The sequence below is a fragment of the Halorubrum sp. SP3 genome (assembly GCF_005435195.1).
Classification (GTDB): domain Archaea; phylum Halobacteriota; class Halobacteria; order Halobacteriales; family Haloferacaceae; genus Halorubrum; species Halorubrum sodomense.
On record NZ_SGTU01000026.1, the window covers coordinates 1 to 20,358 of the forward strand.

At 71.0% G+C, this 20,358-nt stretch carries 21 protein-coding genes; 12 read left to right on the plus strand and 9 right to left on the minus strand.

All coding sequences use genetic code 11. The features are described from left to right. The 3 genes from EXE42_RS14350 to EXE42_RS14360 all read left to right on the plus strand — a co-directional run. Positions 1-858: exonuclease RecJ (locus EXE42_RS14350; protein ID WP_137706776.1), on the plus strand; the 858-nt coding region annotated here is incomplete at its 5' end. A gap of 1 nt (position 859) precedes the next feature. Continuing rightward, the gene (locus EXE42_RS14355; protein WP_241988387.1) at positions 860-1,249 is read left to right on the plus strand and encodes a KEOPS complex subunit Pcc1; all 390 of its coding nucleotides are present in this window, start codon (positions 860-862) and stop codon (positions 1,247-1,249) included. Then, on the plus strand, positions 1,246-1,893 hold the full coding sequence (locus EXE42_RS14360; RefSeq protein ID WP_092921086.1) for a 30S ribosomal protein S3ae: 648 nt from the start codon (positions 1,246-1,248) through the stop codon (positions 1,891-1,893). Before EXE42_RS14355 ends, EXE42_RS14360 begins: the two co-directional genes overlap by 4 nt. A 68-nt stretch (positions 1,894-1,961) precedes the next feature. On the opposite strand, the gene EXE42_RS14365 is transcribed toward EXE42_RS14360, so the two are convergent. Beyond that, a complete protein-coding gene (locus EXE42_RS14365) occupies positions 1,962-2,450 on the minus strand; it encodes a GNAT family N-acetyltransferase (RefSeq protein ID WP_241988388.1) in 489 nt (162 codons plus the stop codon). Further along, a complete protein-coding gene (locus EXE42_RS14370) occupies positions 2,447-3,025 on the minus strand; it encodes an N-acetyltransferase (protein WP_092921087.1) in 579 nt (192 codons plus the stop codon). The genes EXE42_RS14365 and EXE42_RS14370 overlap by 4 nt, the downstream gene beginning before the upstream one ends. A gap of 113 nt (positions 3,026-3,138) precedes the next feature. Here EXE42_RS14370 and EXE42_RS14375 point away from each other — a divergent pair, with 113 nt between their 5' ends. After that, the gene (locus EXE42_RS14375; protein ID WP_092921088.1) at positions 3,139-3,417 is read left to right on the plus strand and encodes a DNA-directed RNA polymerase subunit L; all 279 of its coding nucleotides are present in this window, start codon (positions 3,139-3,141) and stop codon (positions 3,415-3,417) included. A 96-nt stretch (positions 3,418-3,513) separates the two neighbouring features. After that, on the plus strand, positions 3,514-4,542 hold the full coding sequence (locus EXE42_RS14380) for a glycosyltransferase family 4 protein (protein WP_137706786.1): 1,029 nt from the start codon (positions 3,514-3,516) through the stop codon (positions 4,540-4,542). Positions 4,543-4,575: 33 nt separating this feature from the next. Here EXE42_RS14380 and EXE42_RS14385 read toward each other — a convergent pair whose 3' ends face one another. Continuing rightward, positions 4,576-4,896, minus strand: a complete 321-nt coding sequence (locus tag EXE42_RS14385) for a hypothetical protein (RefSeq protein WP_092921089.1) — start codon at positions 4,894-4,896, stop codon at positions 4,576-4,578. Positions 4,897-5,002: 106 nt separating this feature from the next. Here EXE42_RS14385 and EXE42_RS14390 point away from each other — a divergent pair, with 106 nt between their 5' ends. From EXE42_RS14390 to EXE42_RS14405, 4 genes are all read left to right on the plus strand, one after another. Continuing rightward, positions 5,003-6,277, plus strand: coding sequence for a Single-stranded DNA binding protein (locus tag EXE42_RS14390; protein ID WP_137706777.1), 1,275 nt, complete (start codon positions 5,003-5,005; stop codon positions 6,275-6,277). Beyond that, positions 6,274-7,953 (plus strand): hypothetical protein, encoded by a 1,680-nt coding sequence (locus EXE42_RS14395; RefSeq protein ID WP_137706778.1) that lies wholly within the window; start codon positions 6,274-6,276, stop codon positions 7,951-7,953. Before EXE42_RS14390 ends, EXE42_RS14395 begins: the two co-directional genes overlap by 4 nt. Then, positions 7,953-8,756: a metallophosphoesterase gene (locus EXE42_RS14400; protein WP_137706779.1), complete on the plus strand. Its 804-nt coding sequence runs from the start codon at positions 7,953-7,955 to the stop codon at positions 8,754-8,756. Before EXE42_RS14395 ends, EXE42_RS14400 begins: the two co-directional genes overlap by 1 nt. A 96-nt stretch (positions 8,757-8,852) precedes the next feature. Then, complete coding sequence (locus EXE42_RS14405) at positions 8,853-9,431, plus strand: putative phosphothreonine lyase domain-containg protein (RefSeq protein ID WP_137706780.1); 579 nt, start codon at positions 8,853-8,855, stop codon at positions 9,429-9,431. A gap of 26 nt (positions 9,432-9,457) precedes the next feature. Here EXE42_RS14405 and EXE42_RS14410 read toward each other — a convergent pair whose 3' ends face one another. From EXE42_RS14410 to mutL, 5 genes are all read right to left on the minus strand, one after another. Next, on the minus strand, positions 9,458-9,940 hold the full coding sequence (locus EXE42_RS14410; protein WP_137706781.1) for a hypothetical protein: 483 nt from the start codon (positions 9,938-9,940) through the stop codon (positions 9,458-9,460). Next, positions 9,937-11,097, minus strand: a complete 1,161-nt coding sequence (locus tag EXE42_RS14415; protein WP_092921095.1) for a 3-ketoacyl-CoA thiolase — start codon at positions 11,095-11,097, stop codon at positions 9,937-9,939. Before EXE42_RS14415 ends, EXE42_RS14410 begins: the two co-directional genes overlap by 4 nt. 71 nt (positions 11,098-11,168) lie before the next feature. Next, positions 11,169-11,933 (minus strand): bacteriorhodopsin, encoded by a 765-nt coding sequence (locus EXE42_RS14420; RefSeq protein WP_137694064.1) that lies wholly within the window; start codon positions 11,931-11,933, stop codon positions 11,169-11,171. Beyond that, a complete protein-coding gene (locus EXE42_RS14425; RefSeq protein WP_241988389.1) occupies positions 11,930-13,477 on the minus strand; it encodes a methyl-accepting chemotaxis protein in 1,548 nt (515 codons plus the stop codon). The genes EXE42_RS14420 and EXE42_RS14425 overlap by 4 nt, the downstream gene beginning before the upstream one ends. A 118-nt stretch (positions 13,478-13,595) precedes the next feature. Beyond that, complete coding sequence (gene mutL / locus EXE42_RS14430; RefSeq protein WP_137706782.1) at positions 13,596-15,941, minus strand: DNA mismatch repair endonuclease MutL; 2,346 nt, start codon at positions 15,939-15,941, stop codon at positions 13,596-13,598. A 420-nt stretch (positions 15,942-16,361) separates the two neighbouring features. Between mutL and EXE42_RS14435 the strand changes: the two genes are divergently transcribed. Beyond that, entirely contained in the window at positions 16,362-16,550 is a 189-nt protein-coding gene (locus EXE42_RS14435) for a hypothetical protein (protein ID WP_137718030.1), read from the plus strand. Here EXE42_RS14435 and EXE42_RS14440 read toward each other — a convergent pair. Continuing rightward, positions 16,547-17,680 (minus strand): ABC transporter ATP-binding protein, encoded by a 1,134-nt coding sequence (locus EXE42_RS14440; protein WP_137706784.1) that lies wholly within the window; start codon positions 17,678-17,680, stop codon positions 16,547-16,549. The two genes, EXE42_RS14435 and EXE42_RS14440, sit on opposite strands and share 4 nt — an antisense overlap. A 262-nt stretch (positions 17,681-17,942) precedes the next feature. On the opposite strand from EXE42_RS14440, the gene EXE42_RS14445 reads away from it, so the two are divergent. Together EXE42_RS14445 and EXE42_RS14450 are read left to right on the plus strand one after the other, a co-directional pair. Then, complete coding sequence (locus EXE42_RS14445) at positions 17,943-19,196, plus strand: extracellular solute-binding protein (RefSeq protein WP_199240757.1); 1,254 nt, start codon at positions 17,943-17,945, stop codon at positions 19,194-19,196. A gap of 21 nt (positions 19,197-19,217) precedes the next feature. Continuing rightward, positions 19,218-20,213: a carbohydrate ABC transporter permease gene (locus tag EXE42_RS14450; protein ID WP_137706785.1), complete on the plus strand. Its 996-nt coding sequence runs from the start codon at positions 19,218-19,220 to the stop codon at positions 20,211-20,213. The last annotated feature ends 145 nt before the right edge of the window (positions 20,214-20,358 follow it).

Here is a 20,358-nt window from a genome sequence, read left to right on the forward strand (position 1 = left end):
TCGACCGCGGAGCGGGCCGGCCGCGTCGAGCGGCGGCCCGGCGTCGCGCTCCCGGTCTCGGGCGGAAACGCGGACGCGACCGCGGGGGAACCCGCCGCCGACGAGGCGGACCCCGTCCCCTCTCGCGCCGAGGCCCTCGCGGCCTCGACGCTCGCGCGGACCCGGTACTCCGGCGACCCGGCGGCGGCGCGCGACGCGCTCGCCCCGCTCGGACTGCCGGCCGACCTCGACTCGGACGACCGCCGGCGCTTCGCGTCGCTGGTCGCGGTCGACGCGGTCGACGGCGACGACGCGAGCGCCCGCGCGGCCTCGGCGGTCGAGCGCGCGCTCCGCCCGTACGTCACGGACGGGCCCTTCGAGACGGTCGGGGGCTACGCCGACGTGCTCGACGCGCTCGCCCGGGAGGCGCCCGGGACGGGAATCGCGCTCGCGCTCGCGAGCGACCCGGACGCGTCGCTTCGGACGGCCGCGCTCGACGCGTGGCTCCGCCACGGTCTGGCGGCTCACCGCGCGCTCGACGACGCGGCGGTCGGCCGGTACGACGGCTGCGTCGTCGCCCGCGTTGACGCGTCTCCGGCGGTCCTGCCGACGGTCGCCCGGCTCGTCCGGGACTTCCGGTCGCCGGAGCCCGTCGCGGTCGCGCTCGACGAGACCGCGGGCCGACTCGCGGTCGCCGCGACCGGTGGCGGCAGCGCAGCGGGCGACGCGGCCGTCGACCGGATCGGCCTCGGCGACGCCTGCCGGACCGCCGCCGGCGAGGCCGGCGGCGACGGCTGGGGGACCCCCGTACGCGGGGGGATCGCGGTCGACGACGGCGATATCACGGCGGCGCTGGCCGCGCTCCGGGAGGCGATCTGAGATGGTCGACGACGACTCGCCGGCCGCTGACGACTTGCCGGCCGCTGACGACTCGCCGGTCGTCGACGCCGACCGAACCGCCACGGTCCGGACCGAACACGCCGACGCCGCGACGGTCGCGGCCGCGCTCGGACCGGACGAGACCGACTCGATGCGCACCCGGGTCGACGGCGACACCGTCGCCTGCACCGTTTCGCGACCGACCACCGGCGGGCTCCAGTCGACGGTGGACGACCACCTCGTGAATCTGCGCGTCGCCGACCGCGTCATCCGGCGCGGACGGGCGCACGTCGCCCCCGACGCGCCGCGGACCGACGCCGCGAACGAACCGCACTCCGACGCCACGGACGAACCGCAGACGACCGATACCGACACACACACCGACACATGAGCGAACGATCCGTATCCAAGAGCAGAGAACAGAAGCGCTGGTACTCCGTGCTGGCGCCCGAACAGTTCGACCGACAGGAGCTCGGCGAGACGCTCGCCGAGGAGCCCCAGCAGGTCGTCGGGCGCACGATCACGACGACGCTCGACCAGCTGACGGGCGACTCCAACGCGAACAACACGAAGTTAACCTTCAAGATCACCGACGTCGGCAGCGACACGGCGTACACCGAGTTCATCAAGTACGAGCTGACGCGCGACTACCTGCGCTCGCTCGTCCGCCGCGGCGCCTCGAAGGTCGAGGCGTCGATCACGGTGCTGACGACGGACGACTACCGCGTCCGCGTCCAGCCCGTCGCCCTGACGACGAAGAAGGCGGACCGCTCGCAGGAGAAGGCGATCCGCCGCGTGATGATCGACAAGGTCCACGCCGCCGCCGAGGAGCGCACCTTCGAGGCGTTCGTCGACGCGATCGTCGACGGGAACCTCTCGTCGGCCATCTACGGCGACGCCAAGGAGATCTACCCGCTGCGTCGCGTCGAGGTCCAGAAGCTGACCCTCGAAGCGCGCCCGCGAGAGGTCGCCGCCGAGGAGGAGGCGTCCGTGGACGTCGACGCCGACGAAGTGGCCGTCGACGCCGACGAGTAACGCCTCGCCGCGCGGACCGACGCGACCCGTTTTGCGTTTATCGACCGCGGAGCGGCGGCGCCGGGGGCTCACCCCTCGTCGACGCGAGCGACCATGCGGTGCCGCGCGACCGCGAACCCCCGTTTCTCGTAGAACGCCCTGGCGCGCTCGTTGCCGACGGCCACGTCGAGCGTCACGCGCTCGCAGCCGCGGGCCGCGGCGGTCACGTCGACCCGGTCGAGCAGATCGCCGGCGACGCCCTCGCCGCGGTACGGCTCGCGGACGTACAGTTCGCCGACGTGGAGCCGGTCGCCCGCGGCGAACACGGGCGCGGACGACTCGACGCTCGCGGCGGCGTAGCCGACGAGGTCGCCGCCGTCGACGGCGACCCACGTCATCGCCTCGTCGTCGTCGAGGCGGTCCGCTCGGCGTTCGACGCCCGCGGCGACGAGGTCGAGGTCGTCGGCGAGGCGGTTCCGCTCGGCGACCGGTTCCATCTCCCGGGCGAACGGCAGCCACAGTTCCTCGACCAGCGGTCGCACGTCCGCCTCGCGGAGCCGCCGGATCTCCACGGTCACACCTCCGAGACGGGGACCGTCAGTTGGCGGCGGTACGGTTCGAACCCCCACCGCTCGTAGAACGACGTCGCGCGCTCGTTGTCGACGTCGACGTCGAGCCGGAGTTCGCCGCAGCCGTGGTCGCGCGCGTCGGCGACCGCCCGTTCCATTAACAAGTCGGCCAATCCGGTCCCTCGATACGACTCGTTCACGTAAACGTCGCCGACCACGAGCCGGTCGGGGCGGTCGAACACCTCGGGACACGCGTCGACGCTCGTCGAGACGAACGCGACGAGGTCGCGGTCCGGGCCGGGAACCCCGACGGGCGCGGGGCTCTCGGGGTCGAGAACCTCGGAATCGACGTCGCCCGCCTCGGCTTCCGGGTCGACCCCGACCACCCACGTCCGGTGGTCGTCGTTCTCGCGGCACAGATCGAGGCGGAACTCGGTCTCCGCGGCGATCAGCTCGTCGTCGGGGCGATCGGCGAGCGCGTGGTCCGACGCGGCCGCGGCGAGGTCGCGGTGGTAGGGGAGCCACAGCTCCCTCGCGTAGCGCTCCGCAGCCGCCGCCGTGGGGGGCAGTCGTCGAATCTCCATACGGCGGCCACCGGAGCGGTCGGCATACGCTTTCGGGTCGCGTGCGAGCCGTCCGCATCCTTCGATATCCGGGAGACGAAAGCTTGAAACGCCGCTCGCCCGACCTCACGGACATGGAACTGCGGGTCATCGAGAAGACGGACACGGAGCTCAACATCGAGATCGCGGGCGAGGACCACACGTTCATGAACGTGCTGAAGGGCGCCCTGTTGGAGTCGGACGACGTCGCGGCCGCGACCTACGACGTGAACCCCGAGCAGTCCGGCGGCCAGACCGAGCCCGTTCTCACCGTCAAAGCCGAGGAGGGCGACCCCCTCGACGTGCTCGCGGACGCCGCCGACTCGATCACCGAACGCACGGACGCGCTGCGCGACGCGGTCCACGCGGCCTGACGCCGATCCGAGGCTCCTCCTTTCGCGACCCGACTCACGAGGGGCATACCTAAGTACCGACTCCCGAAACGGAGGGGTATGCCGCCGAGCGTACTCATGCTGGGGTGGGGGTTCCCGCCGAACATCACCGGCGGGCTCGACGTCCACGTAGGGGAACTGTTCACCGGGCTGCGCGACGACCTCGACGTCGACGTCACGCTGGTGTTGCCGGCGGAGTTCGCGCCCGACGACGAGCCGGGGCTCGAACCCGTCGAGACCGGCGAGGGCGACGTCGCGGCCCGCGTGGGAGAACTCTCCGATCGGTTCGCCGAGCTCGCGCCCGACCACGACCTGATCCACACCCACGACTGGTTCGGGTACGGACCCGGTCGCGCCGCCGCCCGCGAGTCCGACGCGACTTGGATCTCGTCGTTCCACTCGCTGGCGAGCGACCGCAACATCGACCCGCCGAGCCGCGAGGTCGAGACCGAGCGTCGGCTCGCGAACGCCGCCGACACGAACATCGCGGTCAGCGAGATCGTCCGCGAGGACATCAAGGAGCTGTACGACGCTGACTCGCGGGTCGTGTACAACGGCTTCTCCACGCCGAAGTTCTCCGGGAAAGACGTGCGCGCGGACCTCGGTATCGACGGCGAGATGCTGTTCTTCGTCGGCCGTCACACCGACCAGAAGGGGATCTCGCATCTCCTGTACGCGACCAAGAAGCTCCGCGGCCGCGACGTGACCCTCGTCGTCGGCGGGTCGGGTCACCAGACCGAGCAGCTGAAGCGGTTCGCCGAGCTGCTCGGCATCGACGACCGCGTCGAGTTCGTCGGCTACGTCCCGGAGGCGGAGCTGGGCGACTACTACGCCGCCTCGGACGCCTTCGTCTCGCCCTCGTACGCCGAGCCGTTCGGGATCACGATCACGGAGGCGCTGGAGGCGGGGACGCAGGTCGTCGCGACCCCCTCCGGCGTCGCCGAGGTGCTCCCCGACGGCTGCCTCGTCGAGGTCGAGACGGACTCGGAGTCTATCGTCGACGGGCTCATCGAGGCGCTCGACCGCGAGGAGCCGCCGCAGTACGAGCGCCGCGAGTGGTCCGACGTCGCCGGGGACACGCTCGCGGTGTACGAAGAAGTCGCGTAGGCCGCGACGCCCGGGTCGAACCCCGGAACCGGGTTACGCTTCGTCGCTGCGGTACACGTCGAACTCGGTCGCCGTCTCGGGGTGGCTGATCCGGAACCCGTCGGCCGTCTCGACCACGCCGCGGGTGCTTCCGGCGCCGCCGCCGTACGGGCTCTCCTCGCCGTCGATCCCGCTCCCGCCCTGGTACGGCGAGGTGTACGGCGACCCCGACACGGGCTCGTCGAAGCTCTCCGGCGGGAGGTAGATCCGCTCGCCGCTCTCGGACCGGACGACGACGGCGACGTCGCGGGTCCCGGTCACGTCGATGACGGTTCGCTCCCCCGTGACGCGCGCGTCGATGTCGATCTCGTCCATGCCGCACGCTGCGGACGGGAGTGGCTTAGCAGTACCGGCGTCGTTCGGGTTCCGGCCTCACCCCCGTGGTGAATCCTTTTGTGCGGCCGCGCCGAACCTCGCTTCGATGGACGTCAACAGCCATGCCGAGGAGCTCGCCTCCGACCTCGGCGTCGACAAAGAGGAGGTCAAAGCCGACCTACAGAACCTACTGGAGTACAGCGTTCCCATCGACGAGGCGAAACAGAGCGTCCGCCGGAAACACGGCGGCGGTGGCGGCGGGTCGTCGCCAGCGCCCGACGCCGTCGACGTCGGCGAGATCACGACCGACAACGACGGCGTGACGGTGACGGTCCGCGTGCTCACGCAGGGGACGCGCACGATCCGGTATCAGGGCGACGACCTCACGATCCGCGAGGGCGAGGTCGCGGACGGGACCGGCGTCATCTCCTACACCGCGTGGCAGGACTTCGGCTTCGAGCCGGGCGACTCGCTCACGATCGGCAACGCCGGCGTCCGCGAGTGGGAGGGCGAGCCGGAGCTCAACCTCAACGACTCGACCACCGTCGCCATCGCGGACGAGGAAGTCGAGGTGGATCACGAGGTCGGCGGCGACCGCAGCCTCGTCGACGTCGCGGCCGGCGACCGCGGGCGAAACGTGGAGGTCCGGGTGCTGGAGGTCGACGAGAAGACCATCTCCGGGCGCGACGGCGAGACGGACATCTTAGAGGGCGTCGTCGGCGACGAGACCGCGAAGCTCCCCTTCACCGACTGGCAGCCCCGCTCCGAGATCGAGGCCGGCGCCGACCTCCGGATCGAGGACGTGTACGTCCGGGAGTTCCGCGGCGTCCCCTCGATCAACCTCACCGAGTTTTCGACCGTGACGCCGCTGCCCGACCCCGTAGAGGTCGCGGAGGACGCCCCGCGCCTCTCGGTCGCCGACGCGGTCGGCTCCGGCGGGATGTTCGACGTCGAGGTCGTCGGTAACGTCTTGGAGGTCCGGGACGGCTCCGGGCTGATCGAGCGCTGTCCCGAGTGCGGTCGCGTCGTCCAGAACGGCCAGTGCCGGAGCCACGGGGACGTGGACGGCGAGGACGACCTGCGCGTGAAGGCCATCCTCGACGACGGCACGGACACGGTCACGGTCGTCCTCGACGACGAGCTCACCGCCGAGGTGTACGGCGGCGGCCTCGACGACGCCCTCGACGCCGCGAAGGACGCGATGGACAAGGCGGTCGTGGCCGACGACATCGCCGACTCGCTCGTGGGCCGCGCCTACCGCGTCCGCGGGAACCTCTCGGTCGACGACTACGGCGCCACCCTCGACGCGGCCGAGTTCGAGCTCGCGGACGACGACCCGGCCGCACACGCCCGCGCCGCGCTGGCGGAGGTGGGCGAATGAGCGACGACGGGCCGGGCGCCCGCGAGGTCGCCTATCGGGTGTTCGCCGCCGAGTTCGACGACGCCTCGCTGTCGTACTCGGAGAGCGACGAGGAGCGCGCGCCGAACTACGTCGTCACCCCGACCGGCGCGCGGGTGAACCGCCTGTTCACCGCGGGCGTGCTCACGGAGGTCGAGCGCGTGAACGACGAGACGCGCCGCGGCCGCGTCGTCGACCCCTCCGGCGCGTTCGTCACCTACGCGGGCCAGTACCAGCCGGAGGCGCAGACCTTCCTGGAGCGCGCCGAGCCGCCGGCGTTCGTCGCGCTCACGGGCAAGGCCCGCACCTTCGAGCCCGAGGACTCCGACCGCGTGTTCACCTCAGTCCGCCCGGAGAGCCTCAACGAGGTCGACGCCGACACCCGGGACCGCTGGGTGGTCTCCGCGGCCGAGGCCACGCTCGACCGCCTCGCGGTGTTCGCGACGGCGTTCGACTCCGACCTGCGCGGCGACGACCTCCGCGCGGCGCTGGAGGCGGGCGGCGCCCCCGCCCCGCTGGCCGCCGGGATCCCGAAGGCGCTCGACCACTACGGCACCACCGCGGCCTACGCCGAGGCGGTCCGCCGGCTGGCGGTCGACGCGCTGGAGATGATCGCGGGCGACCGCGACGAGGTCCGGCCCCTCGAACTCGCGCCCGACGAGGGAGAGCCGACGACGATCGGCCCGCTCCCGGAGACCGACGTGACGGTCGACGCGTCGGCGGCGACGGCCGCGGGCGACGCCGCCGACGACGGGGAACCGACCGCCGAGTCGACCCCGCCCGCCGGCGAGGGCGACGCCGAGGCTGCCGATTCCCAGTCGATCGGCGAATCGGCGTCCGACGACCCCGACGAGACCTCGACGGCCGAAGCGTCCGAGCCGGCGTCGGCCTCGGCCGCCGAGTCCGAATCGCTCGGCGACGCCGACGCCACCGCCGAGCCGGCCGACACCGATACATCCGCCGAGCCGGCCGACGCGCTCGACGAGACAACGGCCGGTGAAGCGACCGACTCCGGCGCGACCGCCGACGGCGCGACCGCCGACGGCGCCGCCGACGCGGCGAGCGACGACGGCGGGCTCGGCGACTTCGACGCTGGCGGCGACTCGGAGGCGGCGTTCGACGCCGGCGGGGACTCGGACGCGGACCTCGATCCGGACGCGGACCTCGATCCGGACGCGGACGCCGACGACATGTACCAGCTCGACGACGAGGAGCGCGAGGAGATCGAGTCCGAGTTCGGCACCGACTTCGCGACCGGGACCGAGGTCGACGAGCCGGGCGAGGCCGATATCGACGTGCCCGACCCAGAGGGGCTCGCCGAGGGGGCCGAGGACTCCGCCGCGGCCGCGGACGAGCCGGTCGGATCCGAGAGCGACGAAGCCGCCGCAGCCGAGGAACCCGCGACCGACGACGCGGAGCCGGGCGCCGGCGGGGACGCGGACGAGGCCGGCGACGCCGACGACGTGGACCTCGAGGCCGCGGCGGTCGCGGCGATGGACGACCTCGACGACGGCGACGGTGCGCCCCGTGAGGCGGTCGTCGAGCGCGTCGCCGACGAGTACGGCGTCGAGCCCGGCGCGGTCGAGGACGCCGTCCAGGACGCGCTGATGAGCGGCCAGTGTTACGAGCCGGGCGACGGGCTGCTCAAGCCGATCTGATGGGCGACGCGCCAGCGGTCGAGCCGGTCGTCGGCGAGCCGGCGGCCCTGGCCGACCTCGGCGCGGAGCGCGCGCTGCTCGTCGCCGACGTCCACGCCGGCATCGAGGTCGGCCTGCGCTACGAGCGCGGCGTCGAACTGGACTCCCGCGCCGACGAGCGGCGCGAGCGCCTCGTCGACCTGATCGTCGAGACCGACGCCGACCGGCTCGTCGTCCTCGGCGACCTCGCGCACCGGATCGGGGCGCCCGACGGCGACGAGCGCCAGGAGCTGGCAACGCTGATATCCGCCGTTACCGACCGCGTCCCGATGACGCTCGTCGAGGGGAACCACGACGCGGGGGTCGCGGCGGCGTTCGCGGACGACCTCGACGCCATCGGTCCCGAGGGGGGAATGCTCGGCGAGGCCGGAGGCCCGATGTCCGACGTCGCCGTCTGTCACGGCCACACCTGGCCCGATCCCGCGCTCCTCGACGCCGACGTGGTCTGTACCGGCCACGAGCACCCCCAGGTCCGGCTGGAGGACGCGGTCGGCGGCTCGCGCGTCGAGCGCGCGTGGCTCCGCGGGGAACTCGACCCCGCGGCGTTCACCGAGGCGGGCGAGGGGGCCGACCCCGGCGAGGACGCCCGCGACGCCGCTCCGCCCGAGCTCGTCGTCTTCCCCGCGTTCAACGAGCGATCGGGCGGGACGTGGGTGAACGTCGAGGGGCAGTCGTTCCTCGCGCCGTACCTCCCGGCGGCGCTGCCGACCGCGGACGCGTACCTGCTTGACGGGACCCGACTCGGCGACTACCGACGGGTCTGAGCGCCGCGGGCCGGCCCCCTCGGCGCGCCGTCGCGGGCGAGGGCCGTTTTCCACGCGAGCGGGAGCGTTTTGCCTCGCGACGCGCGATCCGTTTCCATGGTCACCGACCGCTCCCCGAGCGAGATCGACGAGCCGGGATGGCACTGGCTCCGCGTCAAACACGTCACCGGATTCCCGCGACAGGCCCGCGACGGCTACTTCCCGAAACACGGCGTGACGCGGCCGGCGGCGACGACCGAGGCGAATCTGCCGGAGGTCGACCGAGAGCGAGAGGGATCGCTCCCGGCCGACCCCGAGACCGTCCGCGACGTCGACCGGCTCGCGCTGGAGACGACGTACCTGAGCGGGAAGTGGCTCGTCGAGCGCCCCGCCGAAACGGTCGACGGGCTCTGGGAAGCGGTCGTCGACGACGTCGAAGCCGGGCGGTTCTGGGACGCGAAGGTCACGACCCGCGCCGGCCGCGAGGCGTTCGGCGAGACGGCCCACGCCGTGCTGGTGTTCACGCCGAACTACTTCGACCGGGCGGACGTCGACCGGGTGCGACGCCGACTCGGAGAGGTTCACGGGGCGACCGAGGAGATCCGGTACCGACCCGACGTGTACACGCTCGACGGGGTCCACGAGGAGCGGCTCGGTCCGCTCGCCGACTCCGGCGCGGCGCGGTTCCGGGCCTGAATCCCGAGCCGCAGGGAGCGGTCGGACTACTCGACCGGGCGGAACCGGAAGCCGTCCCACGCCTGGCTCTCCGGCTCGCGGATGCCGGCGCCCGGTTCGCGCAGTTCGTCGGCGTAGACGGGCTCGATGCGGTCGCCGATCTCGACGTCGAACTGCTCGCCGCCGTCGCCCTCGTCTCCGTCGCTTCCACGACCTGCCTCGCCGCGCTCGGCGATCTGCCCGAGCGCGCGGACCGGCGGGCCGTCGTACTCGTCACCCATCTCGAACTCGACGATGGCGAGGGTGTTCGGCTCGCGGACGCCCGGCGGCGTCGCGGTCGAGGTCGTCCACGTGACGACGCGCCCCTCGTACTCGCGGAGGTCGACGGTCCCGACGCGCTCGGCGCCGTTCGGGCTCACGGTGTGAGGCGGGTAGGTGACCGTCCCGTCCGCGTACTCCGCCGCCTCGAACGTCGGTTCGTCGCCGCCGGACTCCTCGCCGTCGCTTTCGGCCGCGTCGTTGTCGCTCATTGGCTGCCCTCCAAGACGGTGGTGGTCACGCAGTTCCCGAACCCGCCGACGTTACAGGCGAGCCCCGTGTCGGCCTCCACCTGTCGCGGGCCGGCGTTCCCGGTGACCTGCTGGTAAATCTCGTACACCTGTGCGACGCCGCTGGCCCCGAGCGGGTGGCCCTTCGACTTGAGCCCGCCCGAGGTGTTGATCGGGAGCTCGCCGTCGCGGTCGGTGACGCCCTCCTCGACCGCCTTCCACCCCTCGCCCTTCTCGAAGAAGCCGAGGTCCTCGCTCTGGAGGAACTCGAGGATGGTGAACATGTCGTGGAGCTCGGCCACGTCGACGTCGTCCGGGGAGATCCCGGCCGTCTCGTAGGCGATCTCCGAGGAGTCGACGACGCCGCCCATCGTCGTCGGATCGGCGCGTTCGTGGACGACGTGCGTGTCAGTCGCGCCGCCGATCCCGCTGATTACGGCGTAGTTGCCGCCGGGGGCGTACTCCTCGGCAACGGACTCTGGGCAGAACACGAGCGCCGCGGAGCCGTCCGTGATCGGGCAGAAGTCGTACAGCCGGAGGGGGTCCGCGACGACCGGCGAGTCGAGGACCGTGTCGAGGTCCACCTCTTTCTGAAACTGCGCGTGGGGGTTGTCCACGCCGTTCCGGTGGTTCTTCACCGCGACCTTCCCGAGGCTCTCGCGGGGCGCGTCGTACTCGTCGAGGTACAGCCGCGCGGTGAGCCCCGCGAACGAGGGGAGCGTGACGCCGTGTTTGTACTCGGCCGGGTGCGTGAGCGACGCGATCACGTCGGTCGCCTCCGACGTCGTCCGGTGGGTCATCTTCTCGCCGCCGACGAGCATGGTGAGGTCGCTCGCGCCCGAGGCGACCGACTGCCACGCGGCGTACACGCCCGCGCCCCCGGACGAGGAGGTCTGGTCGATCCGCGCGGTGTAGGCCGGCTGGGCCGCCAGGTCGTGGGCGAGGGCGTTCGGGACGCCGGTCTGGCCCTCGAACTCGCCGCTGGCCATGTTCGAGACGTACAGGTGCTCGAGGTCGTCGCCGTCGACGCCGGCGTCGTCGAGCGCGGCCGCGCCCGCCTCCGCCAGCAGCTCGCGCACCCAGGCGTCGCGCTGCCCGAACCGGGTCATCGACGCGCCGACGATCGCTACGCGTTCCATACGCCCGGGTCGACCGCGGTCGCCTAAAACGTACCTCTCCGCGGTCGGCCGGGACGGCCCCTCGTCCCGGTTCAGTCGGCCGCGGTCGGGGCGTCGTCGCCGGTCGCGACGGGAGCCTCGCCGCCCACTGCGGGACCGTCGCCTTTGGCCGCCGCCCGCGAGTCCGTCACGTCCATGAACGCCTGCCGCCGGGCGTAGAAGAAGTAGACGTACGGCACCTTCGCCAACACGTCGAGGAAGGCGTACGTCAGCGCGGCGCCCACCGCCCCGGTGAACCCGATACCCGCCGGGCCCATCAGCCAGACGAACGGGTAGGCGAGCCACAGCAGCCCGACGTGGTTCTTCAGTAGGCTGAACAGCCCCCGTTGCATCGGGTCGTCGGGGATACCTCCCGGGAAGATCACGTACAGGTACGCGAACAGCGAGACGTGGAACAGCGCGGAGACGCCGAACAACGCCCACTTGAGCGTCCCGCCGCTCACGACCGCGGCGGCACCGAACACGATCATCAGCGCGTCCGCGATCATCACGCCGGCGATGGCGCGACGCGACGCGCCGGCGGTGTACCCGATGAATCCGACCAGGAGCGGCGTGGTGACGACCCAGTCGACGTAGCGAAGGCCGACGAGTTCGGCCCCGTTGACCGTGACCGTCCCGATCCCGAGCGCCATCCCGACGTAACTGAGTCCGGCGAACCCGGGGATAACGGCCAGCGCGGCCAGCCGCGTGCGCGCCCTCGACCCCTCCAGCTTCGCGTACAGCGCCGCGGTGATCCCGACTCCGATGAGGAAGGCGACCGCCGCCAGCCAGTACGCACTGGTGACGGCACCGGTCATCGCGCACCCCCGTCGGTCGTCGCCCGCGAGTGCGCCGTCCCGGACTCGGCGGCCGGGCCGCCTGAGGCGGCCTCGCCCTCCTCGACGGTGAACGCGGCGACCCGGTCTTGAAGCGTCGTCACGGCGTCGGTCTGGAACGCCCGCAGCGAGTCGGACACGTCCTCGACGACCGACTGTCCCTCCTGGATCTCCGTCGCGGCCTGTTCCGCCGTCTCCGCGGTCTCCGTGCTGATATCCGTGATATCGTCGACGGAGTCGGCGGTGTCCTGTACCGTGTCCGCCTGGTCCGCGGTCGTCCGGCGGATCTCGGTGAGCGACCCGCTGATCTCGTCGACGGAGTCGGCGATCGACTCGATGTCGGAGAGCGTCGACTCCACGGTGTCGGTCCCGGTCTGGACGCGCTCCTGCGTCGAGCGGATCGACACCGTCACCTCCTCGGTCTGGTCCGCGATGTCGTCTATCATCTGGTCGATCTCGTTCGCGCGGGACTGCGTCTCCTCGGCGAGCCCCTTCACCTCCTCTGCGACCACGCTGAACCCGTCGCCGGAGCCGTCCGCCCGGGCCGCCTCGATCGAGGCGTTCAGCGCGAGCATGTTGGTCTGTTCCGCGATCTCGCCGATGATGTCGACGATCTCGGTGATCTCTTCCATTCCGTCTTGGAGCTGCTCGACGCGGTCGACGGCGCGCTCAGCCTCCGACTCGACCTCGGCCATCTCGTCTAGGGCGCTCTGCGAGGAGCTGCGGGCGTCGTCGCTGGTCGCCGCCACCGCCTCGCTCCGGTCCGAGAGGTCGTCGACGGTCGCCGCGATCTCCTCGGCGGACGCGCTGATGTTCTCGACGTCGGCGGCGATCGACTCCAGCTCCGCGCGCTGGTCGCTCGCCTGCCCGCGAATCGTCGTGGCGCTCTCCGTTGCGTCCGCGACGCGCCGCTCGACCTCGCCGCTCATCTCCGCCATCTCGCCCGCGTCCGCCTCGATCCGGTCGGCCATCTCCCGCACCGTCTCGACCGTCCCCTGGAGGTCGTCCATCATCCGGTTGAACGACTCCCCGACGGTCGCGAGGCTCTCGTCGCTCTCGTCGACGTCGACGCGGCGCGTGAGGTCGCCGGTCGCGGCCTCCTCCATCACCTCGGCGTACCGCTCCGCGGTCCGCCGGTACTGGTCCGCCATCTCCGTCGCTTCGGCCCGCGCGTCCTCCAGCTCGCCTTGCGTCCGTTCCATCTCCGCCAGTCGGTCCTTCAGCGAGACCCGCATCTCCTCGATCGACCCGGCCAGCTCACCGAACTCGTCGGTCCGGGTGGACCGGACCTCGCGGTCGATGTCGCCGTCGGCGACGCGCCGCGTCTGCGCGCCGATCTCCGTGACGCTGGCGATCGTCTCGGCCGCGTTGATCGACCCCAACGTCAGCAGTCCGGCGACGGCCGCGACGACCGTCGCGTTCGCGTCGTCGGTGACCACCCCGACGGCGACGATGAACGCCCCCGTCGCGACGTACCCGACGCCCAGTTTCGCCCCGTAGCTGTCTTTCACCGCTGCGATCGGCATGTGACCGATCAGGGAAACCAACGTGTTAAACCGACGCCTCTCCATATCAATCGTGATATTCAGGCGCGTCGCCGGTCCCAAATTCTGGGCACTTTCCGCCGAAGCCCCGATCGTCTCGCTACTCCGCGCGTCGCCCGCCGTGGCCCGGGTAGTCGCGCTCGAACCGCGACCCGATCTCGTCGCGGTCGAGCCGGATCACCACCGGCCGCCCGTGCGGGCAGGCGTAGGGGTTCTCGCAGTCGTCGAGCCGGTCGAGCAGGTCGACGACCCGCCCCTCGGTCAGCGAGGTGTTCCCGGTGACGGAGGGGTAACACGCGAGGTCGGCGAGCAGTTCGTCGACGACGTCCGCGACCGGCTCGTCGCCCGCGGCGGCGTCGTCGACCAGCGCGGAGAGGACGTCGCGCAGGAGGTCGGGGTCGAGCGCGGCGTCGAAGACGGCGGGGACCGCCGTCACCGCGACCTCGCGCTCGCCCGCGCGTTCGGCCCGGAACCCGATCGCGGCGAGGTCGTCGACGAACTCCTCGAACAGCGCCGCCTCGCGCGCGGTCAGCTCGATGCGGACCGGCTCCGCGAGCGCCTGCGCGTCCGCGCCGTCCGCGAAGGTCGCCGTCAGCCGCTCGTAGTTCACCCGCTCGTCGGCCGCGTGCTGGTCGATCAGCACGAGTCCGTCGGGCGCCTCGGCGACGACGTACGTCCCGTGGAGCTGTCCCAGCACCCGCAGCGAGGGCAGCGAGTCGAACTCGCGCTCGCGCTCGGTCGCCTCGCCGTCGAGGGTCCGCTGTCGCGCGGCGGATCGGGGTCGGGCATCCGACCGCCGCGCGTCCTCGCCGGTCGACACTTCCCTGCCGCCCGCCATTCCGTCGCGGTCAGGTCCGTCGCCGTCCGGTCCGTCACCGAGCGACGGGGAACCGTTCGAGTCCTCGACGCCCGAGGCGTCGGCGTCGCGGTCGACCGCGTCGCTCAGGGCCTCGGCGTCGTCGGCCTCGCCCCGGGCGCCGATGTCGGTCGGTCCCTCCGGGTCGCGCTCCGTCGCGTCTTCCTGCCAACTCCGCGGAGAGGGGCGGTCGCCGCTCGCGTCGTCGCTCGCGCCCCCGTCCAGCCCGTCGACCGCCCACGCCGCGTCGTCGTCGGGGTCCAGCTCGGTCGGCGTCGCGGAGTCGACGGCGTCGGACTCGGACGCGTCGGTGTCGGCTTCGCTTCGGGGGCTATCGCCGTCGTCACCCGAATCGGGTCGCGAGCCGGGACCCGCGGACTCTGTCGACTGCGCGGATTCGGTCGACCGCGGAGACCCGCGCCCCTCGCGCGCGGCGCGCTCGTGGTCGGTGTCCGCGCCCCCGACCGCCTCGTCGGCCGGCGTCTCGGGATCGACGGCGGTCTCGTCCGGCGCCGACTGCCCGCGGGGCGCGGTCGACCGGACCAGGCCGTGGTCGAGCAGGGCCTCCTCGACGGCCGCCTCGACCGCCGACCGGACCGCCGACTCCTCGTCGAACCGCACCTCCAGCTTGCGCGGGTGGACGTTCACGTCGACGTCGCCTGACGGGACCTCGACGAAGAGGACGGCGAACGGGTAGCGGTCGGGGGCCAACTGGCCGCCGTAGGCGTCGAGGGTCGCCTCGCGGAGCGCGCTCGCGGTGACGTACCGGCCGTTGACGTACGTCGAGAGGTAGTCGCGGGTCGAGCGAGCCGTCTCCGGGTGTGAGACGAGCCCCGTCACGCGCTGGACCGGGGCGTCGTCTCCCGTCCCGTCCTCGTCCCTGTTGTCCCCGCCGTCGGGCGTCCACTCGACGTCGATCATCGACTCGGCCACCTCGCGGCCGTAGACGGCGAGGACGGCCGAGCGGAGGTCGCCGTTCCCCTCGGTCGCGAACGTCTCGCGGCCGTCGTGTTCCAGTGAGACCGCGACGTCGGGGTTCGCAAGCGCGTAGCCGGTCACGACCGTGTTCACGTGGTCGAACTCGGTGGCGGTCCGCTTGAGGAACTTCTCGCGGGCGGGCGTGTTGAAAAAGAGGTCGTCGACCTCCACGGTCGTCCCCGCGGGACAGCCGGCGGGGCGCACCTCGCCCACCTCACCGCCCTCGACGGTGATCTCCGCGCCCGCCTCGGCGCCCGGGGGGCGCGAACGCACCGTCAGTCGCGAGACCGCGCCGACCGTGTACAGCGCCTCGCCGCGGAAGCCGAGCGTGGCGACGCCGCGGTCGAGGTCTTCGATGTCGCCGATCTTCGAGGTGGCGTGTTCCGCGACGGCCGCCTCCAGCTGGTCCGCGGGGATGCCGACGCCGTCGTCGCGGACGCGGATCCCCTCGGTGCCGCCCGACTCGACCGACACCGCCACGCGGCTCGCGCCCGCGTCGAGGCTGTTCTCGACCAGCTCCTTCACGACGCTCGCGGGCCGCTCGACGACCTCGCCGGCCGCGATCCGCTGGACGGTCCGCTCGTCCAACCGCTCGATGTCTGGCGGCTCCATGTTACCGTCCGTCCGACGAGCGCGCACTTCAAGCCGTTGTCGCCCGCGGCGACGCGAGACGGACTGAAGCCCGGCGAGCATGCCCTTTATAAACAAATGCGGTGGCGCGTGCCTGCGAGCGGCCGACAGGCCGCGAGCAGCCCGCGCGAGGGAGTCGGGCGCGCCGAGGGCGACCGGAGGGAGCCCGACGGACGCGCCCGACGAGGCTGGGGAGGCGAGAGGTGCCGTGCTGTGCGGGGCGGGACTCAAAGGGGCGGCCGCGAGGACGAAGCACGGCGACGTAAGCACCGCAGCGAAGGAGCGGTAGCGACTGAGCGAGGAGCGCAGCGAGCCGCGCGAGTCCTCGCGGCTGGGGCTTTGGAGTTGTTCACCGCCGTTCAGCGGTCAGTTATTTATAAGCGAGCGACAGGGGTTTCGGAGGTGTTCGCCGTCGATCCGGTATCAACCATTTATAAACAAGCGGCTTGGGCAGTGGAAGGGGCCACCGCAGCGTCAGCAGTTTTCAAGCAGATATACTGGGTTCTGATAGCGTTCGATCTCGGCACGGGGAGAAAGTACGAACGATCGGTTCACACGCCGGCGCCCTATCCGAAAATCGACCGTATCTAAGCGATCGCGGCCGCGATCTCCTCGTCGGTGAGGAACACGTCCTCGCCGGTCTCGGCGTCGAACAGGTGGATGTCCTCCTCCGCGAAGGAGACGCCGACCTCGTCGCCGGCTTCCGGCTTCACGTCCGCGGGCGAGCGCGCGAGGAAGTCCTCGGTGACGGTGAGGTGTACGTAGTTGTCGGAGCCGATCGGTTCGACGACCTCCACCGTTGAGCGCAGGTTCCCCTCGCCGTTCGGCGACTCGTCGAGGACGATGTTCTCCGGCCGGATACCCAGCGTGTACCGGCCGTTCCGGAGGTCGTTGCCCCGGACGTACTCCGGCGAGAGGCTGAGTTCGAACCCGGCGTCCTCGTTCCGAATCGTCGCCGTCGTCCCGTCCGTCTCCACGTCGACGTCGAGGAAGTTCATCGACGGCGAGCCGATGAAGCCGGCGACGAACTCGTTCACAGGGTTCTGGTACACCTCGGTGGGCGCGCCGACCTGCTGGAGCTCCCCGTCGTTGAGGATGGCGAGGCGGTCGCCCATCGTCATCGCCTCCTCCTGGTCGTGGGTGACGTACATCGCGGTGACGCCGAACTCCTTCTGGAGCTTCTGGATCTCCGCGCGCATCTCGGTGCGGAGCTTCGCGTCGAGGTTCGAGAGCGGCTCGTCGAAGAGGAACACCTCGGGCTCGCGCGCGATGGCCCGGCCGAGCGCGACGCGCTGCTTCTGCCCGCCGGAGAGCTCGTCCGGCTTGTCGTCGAGGAGGTCCTCGATACCCATCATCTCCGCCATCTCGCGGACGCGCTCGTGGCGCTCCTCCGTCGTCATGTCGGTGCTCATCTTGAGCCCGAACGCCATGTTCTGCCGGACCGTCTTGTGCGGGTATAACGCGTAGTTCTGGAACACCATCGCGACCGGGCGCTCCTTCGCGTGGACCTCGGTGACGTCCTCGTCGTCGAAGCTGACGGTGCCCGACGTGGGCTCCTCGAGACCCGCGACCATCCGGAGCGTGGTCGTCTTCCCGCAGCCCGAGGGCCCGACCACCGTCACGAACTCCCCGTCGTCGATCTCCAAGTCGAGGTCGTCGACCGCGACGATGGTTCCCCGGTCGAACTCCTTCCGGAGCGTATCGAGCGTGACGCGTGCCATTTTCCTGAAGACCGGCCCGACGGCATATGAGTTCTTTGCTGTTTTTCTGATATATGGTGAATAATCTCTTCTCAAATATTCGACGCGCGTCGTCGCCGCTCGATCGGACCGTTGGCGAGGCCGCTCGCCGGCCGGAGCGATCGCCGTCGAATCAATTCGGATCGATGATTGATCCGGGTCGACCCGGATCAATCCGGATCGATCGGGACGTATCCCAAACACTAAATATATGAAAATATAATTCATCATTTGTTCTAGTCACATGAACGAGAAACGTAGAACGCTGCTCAAGGCGATGGGGGGATCGACTGCGCTCGCGGGGCTCGCGGGCTGTATCAGCACCGGTGGCTCCGGCGGGGACGGTTCCGACGGCTCCGACGGCGGCGACGCCGGGGGCACCGCGACGCTGTGGACCGACCTCTCCGACGGCGAGGACGAGGCCATGTCCGCGTACATCGACGAGTACGAGTCCGAGAGCGGGGACACGATCGACAAGAACGAGCCCGGCGGCGAGCTCGACCAGCAGCTCGAGACCGCCATCCCGTCCGGCGAGGGCCCCGACTCGTGGATCTGGGCGCACGACTGGATCGGTCGGTTCGCGGTCCGCGAGGAGCCGCCGTTCCTCTACGACGCGAGCGACGACGTCGACGCCTCGCTCGACGTGTTCACCGAGACCGCACAGGAGGCGGTCCAGTTCGACGGCGCGCTCCACGGGCTCCCGTTCGCGTCGGAGACGGTCGCGCTGTTCTACAACGAGGACATGGTCGACGAGCCGCCGGAGACGCTCGACGACATGATCTCGACCATGGACGAGTTCCACAATCCGGAGAACGGGGAGTACGGCCTCTCGTACCCCGTGACGAACCCGTACTTCGTCAGCGGGTTCATCCAGGCGTACGGCGGCGACATCTTCGACACCGAGAGCCTCGAGAACGACCTCGACAGCGAGGCGTGTAAGCGGGGCATGGACGCGCTCGAACGGGTGTCCGACTACGTGCCGGCCGACCCCGGCTACGAGTCGCAGATCGTCGCGTTCGCCGACGGCGCCGCGCCGTTCGCGATCAACGGCCCGTGGGAGATCGCGAACCTGAGCGAGGAGATCGAGAACCTCGGCGTCACCACGCTCCCGACCATCGACGGCAACAACCCGCGGACGTACTCGGGCATCCAGACGTTCTACTTCAGCGCGATGCTGTCGGACGCCGACCAGTCGACGGTCGACGCCGCGACGGGGCTCGCAGAGTGGTACACCACCAACGAGGAGATCATCCAGACCAACGCCGAGGAGCAGGGGTACATCCCGGTGCTCTCCTCGGTCGTCGAGGAGGGCGACCTCTCCGAGGACGTCCGGGCGTTCGCCCAGCAGGTCGACCACGGCGTCCCCATCCCGACTCACCCGAACATGAACGCCGTCTGGACGCCGCTGACCGAGGCGCTGACCCGCGTCTTCAACGGCAACCAGGAGAGCGGCCCGGCCCTCGACCAGGCGGCCTCGGAGATCCGGGAGAACCAGTAGGCGACACCCGCTCTACCCACCATGGCCTCCTCACAACTCGACGTCGGCGGCGGCGGGCTCTCGCGGCTCCGGTCGGCGCTGCCGTTCTCCGGCCGCGACTGGGGACTGCTGCTCGTCATCCCCGGCGTGATCCTCTTCTCCAGCTTCATGCTGTACCCGATCGTCTACCTGTTCTACATCTCGCTGACCGACGCGACGTTCGCCGGCTCGGTGATCGGCGGCGGCGCCGAGCCGATCGGGCTGGCGAACTACGCGCAGCTGCTCCGGGACCCGCAGTTCTGGTCGTCGATGTCGACGACCTGGTTGTTCGTCGCCGTCTCGCTCGTGGTCAAGGTGTTCGTCGCCGTCGGCATCGCGCTGCTTCTGAACCACGCGCGGGTCGTCGGGAAACGCTACATGCGCGCCGCGGTGATCGTCCCGCTGGGGTTCCCCGGCATCTTCACGATCACCGTCTGGCGCGGGATGTTCAGCGACGCCCGGTTCGGCGTGTTCAACACGGTTCTGGGCCGGTACAACGAGTTTATGTCGGCGCTGTCGGCGCCGCAGGTCCTCCTTTTCGACGTGCCGATCGGCTTCCTCAGCGGCCGCTGGGAGGCGTTCTTCGCGTACGTCACGACCGAGGTGTGGCTGGCGTACCCGTTCATGGTGATCATCATCGTGAGCGCGCTCCAGGACGTGCCCGAGTCGCTCCACGAGGCCGCGATGGTCGACGGCGCCGGGTGGCTCCAGCGGTTCCGGACGGTGACGCTGCCCGCGATCAAGGGGCCGGTGCTGTTCGCCTCCATCCTCACCGCGGCGACGTCGTTCCAGCAGTTCCTGATCCCGTGGGTGTTCAACCGGGGCGGCCCGGCCAGACAGAACGAGCTGATCATCGTGTACGGCTACCGCGAGGCGATCAGCTTCAACGAGTTCGGGCTCTCCGCGGCGATCCTCATCGTCGCCATCGCGTTCGTCGGGCTGTTCATGCTCGTCGCCGTGCGCTACGGCGGCCTCGCCGAGGGGGTGGGTGAGCAATGAGCGCGATCCGCTCGTTCGCGGCGCTCGTCGCCGCCAAGCTGGTCGCGTTCGCGACCGCCCCCAAGCGGTTCGTCGTCACGGTCCAGCGGGCGATCTACGACCTCCGCACCGGGAAGCGCACCCCATGGGACGTCGCGAAGAGCGT

What these genes read in the sequence shown, in the direction of transcription:
- EXE42_RS14420 (WP_137694064.1), bottom strand. Translation starts at nt 11,933, where the DNA reads ATGACCGGTGCCGTCACCAGTGCGTACTGGCTGGCGGCGGTCGCCTTC.
- EXE42_RS14395 (WP_137706778.1), top strand. Translation starts at nt 6,274, where the DNA reads ATGAGCGACGACGGGCCGGGCGCCCGCGAGGTCGCCTATCGGGTGTTC.
- EXE42_RS14355 (WP_241988387.1), top strand. Translation starts at nt 860, where the DNA reads ATGGTCGACGACGACTCGCCGGCCGCTGACGACTTGCCGGCCGCTGAC.
- EXE42_RS14380 (WP_137706786.1), top strand. Translation starts at nt 3,514, where the DNA reads ATGCTGGGGTGGGGGTTCCCGCCGAACATCACCGGCGGGCTCGACGTC.
- EXE42_RS14370 (WP_092921087.1), bottom strand. Translation starts at nt 3,025, where the DNA reads ATGGAGATTCGACGACTGCCCCCCACGGCGGCGGCTGCGGAGCGCTAC.
- mutL (WP_137706782.1), bottom strand. Translation starts at nt 15,941, where the DNA reads ATGGAGCCGCCAGACATCGAGCGGTTGGACGAGCGGACCGTCCAGCGG.
- EXE42_RS14410 (WP_137706781.1), bottom strand. Translation starts at nt 9,940, where the DNA reads ATGAGCGACAACGACGCGGCCGAAAGCGACGGCGAGGAGTCCGGCGGC.
- EXE42_RS14375 (WP_092921088.1), top strand. Translation starts at nt 3,139, where the DNA reads ATGGAACTGCGGGTCATCGAGAAGACGGACACGGAGCTCAACATCGAG.
- EXE42_RS14425 (WP_241988389.1), bottom strand. Translation starts at nt 13,477, where the DNA reads ATGCCGATCGCAGCGGTGAAAGACAGCTACGGGGCGAAACTGGGCGTC.
- EXE42_RS14405 (WP_137706780.1), top strand. Translation starts at nt 8,853, where the DNA reads ATGGTCACCGACCGCTCCCCGAGCGAGATCGACGAGCCGGGATGGCAC.
- EXE42_RS14415 (WP_092921095.1), bottom strand. Translation starts at nt 11,097, where the DNA reads ATGGAACGCGTAGCGATCGTCGGCGCGTCGATGACCCGGTTCGGGCAG.
- EXE42_RS14440 (WP_137706784.1), bottom strand. Translation starts at nt 17,680, where the DNA reads ATGGCACGCGTCACGCTCGATACGCTCCGGAAGGAGTTCGACCGGGGA.
- EXE42_RS14385 (WP_092921089.1), bottom strand. Translation starts at nt 4,896, where the DNA reads ATGGACGAGATCGACATCGACGCGCGCGTCACGGGGGAGCGAACCGTC.
- EXE42_RS14450 (WP_137706785.1), top strand. Translation starts at nt 19,218, where the DNA reads ATGGCCTCCTCACAACTCGACGTCGGCGGCGGCGGGCTCTCGCGGCTC.
- EXE42_RS14400 (WP_137706779.1), top strand. Translation starts at nt 7,953, where the DNA reads ATGGGCGACGCGCCAGCGGTCGAGCCGGTCGTCGGCGAGCCGGCGGCC.
- EXE42_RS14360 (WP_092921086.1), top strand. Translation starts at nt 1,246, where the DNA reads ATGAGCGAACGATCCGTATCCAAGAGCAGAGAACAGAAGCGCTGGTAC.
- EXE42_RS14390 (WP_137706777.1), top strand. Translation starts at nt 5,003, where the DNA reads ATGGACGTCAACAGCCATGCCGAGGAGCTCGCCTCCGACCTCGGCGTC.
- EXE42_RS14445 (WP_199240757.1), top strand. Translation starts at nt 17,943, where the DNA reads ATGAACGAGAAACGTAGAACGCTGCTCAAGGCGATGGGGGGATCGACT.